Genomic DNA, 230 nt, shown 5'->3' with positions numbered 1-230 from the left:
GCAATTGTGCCCCGCCTCCAAAGAGACGCGAACTCTGCCTGGTCCTTTGCAATCGCGGCGTAACCCACTGTTTCTCCTGCTTCATTGATGGCGAGTGCTGTTCCATAAGTCCCACCAAGCGTGCCTAAATCTTGTATCTTGCCGTCCTGTCCAGGCCAAAGAAACGGGTGGGCGGTCAAGTCCCCGGCGACAAACGATTGGCCAACGACCTGACCGCGGTCGTTGAGAGC

1 protein-coding gene is annotated in these 230 nt (G+C 57.4%); it reads right to left on the bottom strand.

Features of this window, described 5'->3' with window-relative positions; translation table 11 throughout:
* Positions 1–230 (bottom strand): hypothetical protein (locus KVT28_RS28690; RefSeq protein WP_217551503.1); only part of this gene is annotated, 230 nt, incomplete at both ends.

Source organism: Pantoea sp. GbtcB22, from assembly GCF_019091025.1.
In the GTDB taxonomy this organism is placed as follows: Bacteria; Pseudomonadota; Gammaproteobacteria; order Enterobacterales; family Enterobacteriaceae; genus Pantoea; species Pantoea leporis.
This window is presented reverse-complemented; position numbering and strand designations above follow the sequence as displayed.